Below are 6,168 nucleotides of genomic sequence, written 5' to 3' on the forward strand. Positions count from 1 at the left end.
CCGGCATTGCGTTTTCGTTCGCCAGCACCTATGCGCTGGGGCAACTGGCCAAGCGCTACTACGGCGGCGGCCGACAGATGAACACCGCGGTGCTGCAGCAGACCTTCCAGTCGCTGCTGGGGCCGGCCAAGGACCTGCAGCAGCAGTACCTGCCGCAGATCCAGGACAAGGCCCGCACGCTGGACGCGGGACAGATCCTGCAGATGGTGAAGTCTGCTTGACGGGCTACCGCCGGACCCAATGAAAAAAGGCCTGCACTGTCGTGCAAGCCTTTTTCTTTCGAGATTTGGTGGGCCCTGAGTGACTCGAACACTCGACCAACGGATTAAGAGTCCGCTGCTCTACCAACTGAGCTAAGAGCCCCTGATCTGTTCCAATTCCTGACTCAGCGAACTGGTGGGTTGTACAGGACTTGAACCTGTGACCAACGGATTAAAAGTCCGCTGCTCTACCGACTGAGCTAACAACCCAACTGAGTAATGAACTCGTCTGCAGAGCCACGCACTATAGCATGCGTTTCGGCTTTGACAAGCTGTTTTTGAGAAATCAGCTGCTGAATCGTTTCACCAGCCGCCACCAGGCCGAAGGTGGCCGTGACCGTGACGGTCGATCCATAGCCGTGGCAATTGAGCGTGCCGTCGATGTCGCACGCCCCATCGGGCGCACGCACCGGCTCGCGCGAGAACACGCAGCGCACGCCGATGGCCCCACCCTGGCGCGGCGCAGCGCCGGCCTTGCGCAGCCGTTGCCGCAGCGAGGCCAGCAGGGGGTCATGCGTAGTGGCGGCCAAATCATCAACTTCCACCTTCTGCGCCAGCTGCTTGCCACCGGCAGCGCCCACTGTGACCAAGGGCAGCTGCTCACGCAGCGCCCACTCGGCCAACACCGCCTTGGCACGTACCTGGTCGCAGCAGTCGATCAAGGCCTGCACCGGCACCGGCAGCAAAGCCGGCCAGTTGGCGGGCTCCACGAACTCTTCAATGCAGATGACTTCGCAGTCGGGGTGGATGTCGGCGATGCGGGCCTTCAAGGCTTCGGCCTTCGACATGCCCAGCGTGCTGCCCAGCGCCTGGATCTGCCGGTTGACGTTGGACTCGCTCACGTGGTCCAGGTCGATCAACACCAGCGTGGCCACGCCGCTGCGGGCCAGCGCTTCGGCCGCCCAGGAGCCGACGCCACCCAGGCCGACCACGGCCACGCGGGCGCCACGCACGCGCGCGTAGCCGGCGTCGCCATACAGGCGCCGCAGGCCACCGAAGCGGCGTTCCAGGTCGGCATCGTCGGCCTGCATGCCGGCGGCTTAACGCAGCGAGGCCAGCCGGTCCTTGGCCGCGACCGCGGCTTCGGACTGCGGGTAGGTCTTGAGCAGCTCGTTCAGCGTGGCGCGGGCGGCCTTGCTGTCCTTCATCTCGACCTGGGTGTTGGCCATGGCCAGCAGCGCCTCAGGCGCTTTGGGGTGCGTGGGCGCGGCCTGCAGGAAGCTGCGGAAGCCGGCGATGGCCTCCTTGTAGTCGCGCTTGCCATACTGGGCATTGGCCAGCCAGAAGCGGGCGCTGTCGGCATAGCCGCTGGACGGGAAGGCCCGCACGAAGTTGCCCAGCGCGCTGGCCGCACCGGCGAAGTCGCCGCTGCGCAGCACCTTGATGGCGGCGTCGTACTGGCGCGTTTCTTCCGGGTCGGCCATGAACTCCTTGCCGTCCACGTTCACCTTCTGCGGCTCGAGCTTGCGCATGCGCTCGTCCACGCCCTGCGCGATGTCCTTCTGCTGGCGCTGCAGCTCGGCCACGTCGCGCTGCAGCTGCTCCTTCTCGCCGCGCAGGCGCGCGTTGTCGCTGCGCAGGGCTTCGAGCTGGGCATTGAGGTCGAGCAGGCTGCGGCGCATCTGCTCGTTGGTCTCGGCCTGGCGGGTCAGCGCGGCCTTGAGCTGGTCGTCCGTGGCGGTCTGCTTGGTGCGCAGGTCCAGGATGGCGCGGCGCGCGTCTTCGTCCTCGAACAAGGCGGCGTTGGCGCTGAGGGCCAGCGCCGCCAATGCCGCCGCGATCAGCGTGCGGCGCATCTCACTTGTCCTTGATCTCGGCGCGGCGGTTCTGCGCGTAGGCGGCTTCGTCGCTGCCCTGCACCGCCGGACGTTCCTTGCCGAAGCTGGTGGCTTCCACCTGCGCGGCATTGGCGCCCAGCAGCGTCAGCGCACGGGCCACGGCTTCGGCGCGCTTCTGGCCCAGGGCCAGGTTGTATTCGCTGCCACCGCGCTCGTCGGTGTGACCTTCCACGGCCACGCGCTTGTTGCGATCGGCGGTCAGGGCCTTGGCGTTCACCTCGATGACGTTGCGGTATTCGTCCTTGACGCTGAAGCTGTCGAAGTCGAAGTACACGACGCGCGGCAGGTTGCTGCCGGCGTTGTTGCGCGAGGCACCCAGGTCCACCGTGGCCACGCCCGACTGGCCGGCACCGCCGGTGGCACCACCGGCATTGCCGGCCGGGTTGCGCGATTCGACCGGGGCATTGCCCGCGTTCTCGTCGAGCTTGACGTTGGAGCCGCAACCGGCCAACACGGCAGCAGCCGCCAGAGCGCTGAGGGTGATACGCAGAGAAGTCATGGTGCTTCCTTTGAGGGTGCGAGGTGGGACGGGGGGTTGGAAAGACAGGAAAGGGTCAGCGGCCGAACGGGCCCCACACGGGCTCACGCACGTCCATGCCGGAGGACAGCAGGCGCGCCTTGATCTTGCCGTCCAGCGTGGTGGTCATCAGCACGTCGCGGCCACCGGCGCGGGTGGCGAAGATGATCAGGCGGCCGTTGGGCGCAAAGCTCGGGCTTTCGTCGGCCGTGGTGTCGGTGATGGTCTGCGCGTTGCCGCCGGCAGCATCGGCCACCACCAGGCGGAAGCTGCCGCCCTGGCGGGTGACCCAGGCCATGCTGCGGCCATCGGGGCTGATGGCCGGGCTGATGTTGTAGTTGCCGGTGAAGCTCACGCGTTCTGCGCCTCCGCCGCCGACTGGCATTTTGTATACCTGCGGGCTGCCGCCACGGTCGCTGACGAAGTACAGCGTGCGGCCGTCGGGTGAAAACGCCGGCTCGGTGTCGATGGCCATGGTGTTGGTGATGCGGCGCAGGTTGCTGCCGTCACGGCCCATCAAGAACAGCTGCGAGCCGCCATCACGCGACAGCGTGACCGCCAGCTGCGAGCCATCGGGCGACCAGGCCGGTGCGCTGTTGCTGCCGCGGAAGTTGGCGATCTGCCGGCGCTGGCCCGAAGACACATCCTGCACCCACACCACCGCCTTGCGCGTCTCGAACGAGACGTAGGCCAGCTCGCGGCCGTCGGGCGACCAGGCGGGCGAGATGATGGGCTCGGGGCTGGCCAGGGCCACCTGACCGCCTTCGCCGTCGGCGTCGGTCACGCGCAGGCTGTAGCGGTTGGCGCTGCGGGTGACATAGGCGATGCGGGTGGAGAACACGCCGCGCTCGCCGGTGAGCTTTTCGTACACCGCATCGGCGATGCGGTGCGCGGCCAGTCGCAGGTCGCCGGCCACCACGGGCAGGCTCTGGCCGCCCAGGTCGGTGCCCTTGACCGTGTCCCACAGCTTGTAGCGCACGTCGAAGCGGCCATCGGCCAGGCGCGTGACCGAGCCCACCAGCAGCGCATCGGCGCCGCGGCCCCGCCAGTCGGCAATGGCCGGGGCCGAGGTCTCGTCGAGCGCGCCGGGCGCATCGATGTTGCGGAAGCGGCCGCTGCGTTCCAGGTCGGCGCGCACGATGGCCGAGATGGACTGGCCGGAGCGGTCCTCGTCGCGGAAACCGGCGATGGCCACCGGCAGCTGCGTGCCGCCGACGCCGCTGATCTCGACACGGAACTGCGCCAGCGTGGGCAGCGAGAAGGAGGCGCCCAGTGCGCCCAGAAGGGTTCTACGACGGGTCATGGCGGGGATGGACCCGCAAGGCGGCAATCGGTTCACTCAGTGGAATAGGCTGGCCTTGATGCCCGGGATTGTAGGCACCGGCGCTGATAATCGCCCCCGATGCCGACCTTGCTGCAACGCCTGGGGCGCGTGGCGCCCTACTTTCGACCGAGCCGTCCGGGCATCGTGCTTGCCATGATGGCCGCGGCCATCAGCGCCGCCACCGAGCCGATGATTCCGGCCCTGCTGAAGCCCTTGTTGGACAAGGGTTTCGCCGGGGCGGCGGCCTTCTCGCTGTGGCTGGTGCCGCTGGCCATCGTCGGCCTGTACATCGTGCGCGGCGCCGCTTCGTTCGTGGCCCAGTACGGCCTGTCCTGGGCCGCCAACGGCGCGGTGCTGAACCTGCGCGAAGCCATGTTCGGGCGCCTGCTCGATGCCTCACCCGCCCTCTTCGGCACCCACACCGCCAGCGGCCTGACCAACACCGTGGTGTACGAAGTGCAGCAAGGCGCGGGTCAGCTGGTGAGTGCCCTGCTCACCCTGGTGCGCGACTCGCTGACCGTGGTGGCGCTGTTCGGCTACCTGCTGTGGCTGAACTGGCACCTCACGCTCTTCGTGGTGGTGATGGCGCCGGCCGTGGCGGGCGTGATGCGCCTGGTCTCACGCCGGCTGCAGAAGCTGGCGGTGCTGGGCCAGAACGCCACCGACGACCTGGCCTACGTGGTGGAAGAAAACGTGCTGGCCTGGCGCATCGTGCGGCTGCATGGCGCGGGCCGCGCGCAGATGCCGCGCTTCAAGGAGCAGGGCCGGCGCCTGGGCCGGCTGGTGATGAAGTCGGCCGCGGCCGGTGCCATCGTCTCGCCCATCACGCAGCTGCTGGCGGCGTTGGCCTTGTCGGCGGTGATCGCGCTGGCGCTGTGGCAGGCCCGCAGCGGCGACAGTGCCAGCGTGGGCGACTTCGTCGCTTTCGTCACCGCGATGCTGATGCTCACCTCGCCGATGAAGCATCTGGCCGATGTGGCCGCGCCCCTGACCCGTGGCCTGGCCGCGCTCGAGCGCGGCATCGAACTGGTGGAGAACGTGGCGCCCGAGACCGGCGGCAGCCACGCGCCCGAAGGCCGCAGCCGCGGCGAGCTGGTGCTGCAGCAGGTGAGCCTGCGCTACCGGCCCGACCAGGCGCCGGCGCTGGACGATGTGAGCCTGAGCGTGCGCGCCGGCGAAACCGTGGCGCTGGTGGGTCCTTCGGGCGCCGGCAAGTCTTCGCTGGTGCACCTGCTGCCGCGCTTCGTGGAGCCCACCGGCGGCGTGATCACGCTGGATGGCGTACCGCTGCAGGACTGGCGCATGGAAACATTGCGACGCCAGTTCGCGCTGGTCAGCCAGGACGTGGTGCTGTTCAACGACACCCTGGCCGCCAACGTGGCGCTGGGCGACGAGATGGACGAAGCCCGCGTGCAGGCCGCGCTGCGCGATGCCAACCTGCAGGGCTTCGTCGAGCGGCTGCCGCTGGGCATCCACACCGTGATCGGCCACAACGGCAGCCAGCTCTCGGGCGGCCAGCGCCAGCGGGTGGCCATCGCCCGCGCGATCTACAAGAACGCGCCCATCCTGATCCTGGACGAAGCCACCTCCGCCCTCGACAGCGAGAGCGAACGCGCCGTGCAGCAGGCGCTGGAGCGCTTGATGCAAGGCCGCACCACGCTGGTCATTGCGCACCGGCTGTCCACCATCGAGCATGCCGACCGAGTGGTGGCCATGGAGCAGGGCCGCGTGGTGGAGCAAGGCACGCATGCCGAGTTGCTGGCCCGCGGCGGCTTGTACGCCCGCCTGCATGCGATGCAGTTCAGGAACGCATGAACACGAACCCCACCACCTCCGGCATCCGCACCGTCGCGGCCACCCGCTACGTCACGCCGCTGCGCGAAGGCGGCTCGCTGCCCGCGCTGGTGGAAGGCTGCGACCAGGGCCTGTACGTGCTCAAGTTCCGCGGCGCCGGCCAGGGCCCGCGGGCGCTGATCGCCGAGCTGGTGGCCGGCGAGCTGGCGCGCGCGCTGGGCCTGCGGGTGCCCGAGATCGTGTTCGTGCAGCTCGACCCCGAGATGGCCCGCACCGAGCCCGACCCCGAGATCCAGGACCTGATACGCGCCAGCGCGGGCCTGAACCTGGCGCTGGACTACCTGCCCGGCAGCGTGACCTTCGACCCGCTGGTGCTGCAGCCCGATGCGGACGAAGCCTCGGCCATCGTGTGGCACGACGCCTTCACCACCAACA

Annotated in this window: 6 protein-coding genes, 2 tRNA genes and 1 pseudogene; 3 read left to right on the forward strand and 6 right to left on the reverse strand. The window is 68.7% G+C overall.

Annotated elements, in window-relative coordinates; translation table 11 throughout:
• Positions 1 to 221, forward strand: a pseudogene (locus tag ABNT58_RS03905) (GTPase); the annotation flags it as partial.
• A 66-nt stretch (positions 222 to 287) separates the two neighbouring features.
• Here ABNT58_RS03905 and ABNT58_RS03910 read toward each other — a convergent pair.
• The 6 genes from ABNT58_RS03910 to tolB all read right to left on the reverse strand — a co-directional run bounded on the left by ABNT58_RS03910 (position 288) and on the right by tolB (position 3,918).
• A tRNA-Lys gene (locus ABNT58_RS03910) sits at positions 288 to 363 on the reverse strand.
• A 31-nt stretch (positions 364 to 394) separates the two neighbouring features.
• A tRNA-Lys gene (locus ABNT58_RS03915) sits at positions 395 to 470 on the reverse strand.
• On the reverse strand, positions 461 to 1,291 hold the full coding sequence (locus tag ABNT58_RS03920) for a tRNA threonylcarbamoyladenosine dehydratase (protein ID WP_348752203.1): 831 nt from the start codon (positions 1,289 to 1,291) through the stop codon (positions 461 to 463). The genes ABNT58_RS03915 and ABNT58_RS03920 overlap by 10 nt, the downstream gene beginning before the upstream one ends.
• 9 nt (positions 1,292 to 1,300) lie before the next feature.
• Complete coding sequence (gene ybgF / locus ABNT58_RS03925; RefSeq protein ID WP_348752204.1) at positions 1,301 to 2,056, reverse strand: tol-pal system protein YbgF; 756 nt, start codon at positions 2,054 to 2,056, stop codon at positions 1,301 to 1,303.
• 1 nt (position 2,057) lies between these two features.
• A complete protein-coding gene (gene pal / locus ABNT58_RS03930) occupies positions 2,058 to 2,597 on the reverse strand; it encodes a peptidoglycan-associated lipoprotein Pal (protein ID WP_348752205.1) in 540 nt (179 codons plus the stop codon).
• Positions 2,598 to 2,652: 55 nt separating this feature from the next.
• On the reverse strand, positions 2,653 to 3,918 hold the full coding sequence (gene tolB, locus ABNT58_RS03935) for a Tol-Pal system beta propeller repeat protein TolB (protein WP_348752206.1): 1,266 nt from the start codon (positions 3,916 to 3,918) through the stop codon (positions 2,653 to 2,655).
• Between the two features lie 99 nt (positions 3,919 to 4,017).
• On the opposite strand from tolB, the gene msbA reads away from it, so the two are divergent.
• Positions 4,018 to 5,754, forward strand: a complete 1,737-nt coding sequence (gene msbA / locus ABNT58_RS03940) for a lipid A export permease/ATP-binding protein MsbA (RefSeq protein WP_348752207.1) — start codon at positions 4,018 to 4,020, stop codon at positions 5,752 to 5,754.
• Positions 5,755 to 5,777: 23 nt separating this feature from the next.
• Positions 5,778 to 6,168 (forward strand): HipA family kinase (locus ABNT58_RS03945; RefSeq protein WP_348752208.1); only part of this gene is annotated, 391 nt, incomplete at its 3' end.

It is taken from the genome of uncultured Aquincola sp. (genome assembly GCF_964001545.1).
In the GTDB taxonomy this organism is placed as follows: domain Bacteria; phylum Pseudomonadota; class Gammaproteobacteria; order Burkholderiales; family Burkholderiaceae_C; genus Aquincola.

Coding starts and splice junctions, on each gene's coding strand:
- ABNT58_RS03920 (WP_348752203.1), bottom strand. CDS start 1,291: ATGCAGGCCGACGATGCCGACCTGGAACGCCGCTTCGGTGGCCTGCGG.
- ybgF (WP_348752204.1), bottom strand. CDS start 2,056: ATGCGCCGCACGCTGATCGCGGCGGCATTGGCGGCGCTGGCCCTCAGC.
- pal (WP_348752205.1), bottom strand. CDS start 2,597: ATGACTTCTCTGCGTATCACCCTCAGCGCTCTGGCGGCTGCTGCCGTG.
- tolB (WP_348752206.1), bottom strand. CDS start 3,918: ATGACCCGTCGTAGAACCCTTCTGGGCGCACTGGGCGCCTCCTTCTCG.
- msbA (WP_348752207.1), top strand. CDS start 4,018: ATGCCGACCTTGCTGCAACGCCTGGGGCGCGTGGCGCCCTACTTTCGA.